The following is a 1,571-nucleotide window of genomic DNA, read 5'->3' on the forward strand; positions in this document are numbered from 1 at the left end:
GGGTGGTGGGCGCGGTGAGCCGGCGGCGGGGGCCGGAGCTGGTCCGGGCGATCCTCGACTCCGCGCTCGACCAGCTCAGCACCGTCGGCTGGAACGGCCTCACGATGGAAGGCGTCGCCGCCGGCGCCCGTACCGGCAAGGCGGCGGTCTACCGCCGCTGGTCCTCCAAGGCCGACCTCGTCGCCGAGGTGCTCCGCGCCGGCATCCCCCCGCTGGGCGAGATCCCCGATCAGGGGTCCGTACGCGAGGACCTGCGGCTGCTCTGCCGCCGGATGCGTGACGGGATGCACTCGCGGCCCGGACAGGCGCTCCGGTCACTTCTTCACGAATGCGACAGCGAGAGCTCGGAGCAGTTCCATGCGGTGATTCGCTCGGTGCTCACGGAGCCCTCGGTCCGTCAGGTAAAGACCCTTGTGCAGCGCGGAATCGAGCGGGGCGACGTCCGCCCCGACGCCACCGGCGACTATGTGGCAGATGTGATTCCGGCGATGATGATGTACCGCTCGAAGGTGTGCGGAAGCGAATGGTCGGACGCCGAGATCGCGGATCTGCTCGACCAGGTGCTGGTACCGCTGCTCCGCCCGTGACCAGCGCCCGGGCCGGGGTGTCGCAGCGGGCCCCGGGCGGCGTAACCTTGCTGGCGCCATGCCGTACGAAGCACCCACCCACACCGTCGAACGCTCCCTCCGCGCTACCACCGGCGCCAAGGTCATCGCCGGGGTCGACGAAGTCGGACGAGGGGCATGGGCCGGTCCCGTGACCGTGTGCGCGGCGATCACCGGTCTGCGCCGGCCGCCCGAGGGGCTCACCGATTCCAAGCTCCTCACCCCCAGGCGGCGCGACGAACTGGCGGCGGTGCTGGCGACCTGGGTCACGGCCCACGCGCTCGGACACGCGAGCCCCGAGGAGATCGACGAGCTGGGCATGACCGCCGCGCTGCGGCTGGCCGCCGTACGGGCCCTCGACGCCCTGCCCGTCCGGCCCGACGCGGTGATCCTCGACGGCAAGCACGACTACCTCGGCGCACCCTGGCAGGTCCGTACGGTGATCAAGGGGGACCAGTCCTGCATCGCCGTGGCCGCGGCCTCGGTGATCGCCAAGGTCGAACGCGACCGGATGATGGCCACCCTCGGTGAAGCGGGCGGCGGCTGCGAGGAGTTCGGCTTCGCCGCCAACGCGGGCTACCCGTCCCCGGTGCACAAGGCGGCACTGGAGACCCTGGGACCCACCCCGTACCACCGGCTGTCGTGGGCCTACCTCGACGCGCTGCCCCGGTGGCGGCACCTGAAGAAGGTGCGCCGCAGCGAGGAACAGCTGGAGCTGGAAAACGGAGGCCAACTCGGCTTCGATTTCTGATCGCACCCACGTGCCACCGACCGGTACGTTTCGTACCGGTGTTTGATAGACATCAACTCATGCCTCTCATACCCGAGGAGCCTCAGATTCACGAGAGTGCCCAGGGTCCGCGCGTGACCCCGGCCGCAGGCCGCACCGCGCCGACCCCCCGCCCCGTACCTGGTCCGCGTCCCGCCGCCGTTCCGCGGCCGAGGCCGGGATGAGCTGGACCTGCG

Annotated in this window: 2 protein-coding genes; both read left to right on the forward strand. The window is 71.1% G+C overall.

The features are described from left to right. Positions 1-2 precede the first annotated feature (2 nt). On the forward strand, positions 3-587 hold the full coding sequence (locus EF918_RS35550; protein WP_125652957.1) for a TetR/AcrR family transcriptional regulator: 585 nt from the start codon (positions 3-5) through the stop codon (positions 585-587). 58 nt (positions 588-645) lie between these two features. Beyond that, positions 646-1,356 (forward strand): ribonuclease HII, encoded by a 711-nt coding sequence (locus EF918_RS35555; protein ID WP_125652958.1) that lies wholly within the window; start codon positions 646-648, stop codon positions 1,354-1,356. Positions 1,357-1,571: the final 215 nt, after the last annotated feature.

The sequence above is a fragment of the Streptomyces sp. WAC06614 genome (assembly GCF_003949795.1).
Lineage (GTDB): Bacteria > Actinomycetota > Actinomycetes > Streptomycetales > Streptomycetaceae > Streptomyces.

Bases quoted from the DNA above. Each gene is read 5' to 3' on its own strand.
- EF918_RS35555 (WP_125652958.1), top strand. From the start codon at position 646: ATGCCGTACGAAGCACCCACCCACACCGTCGAACGCTCCCTCCGCGCT.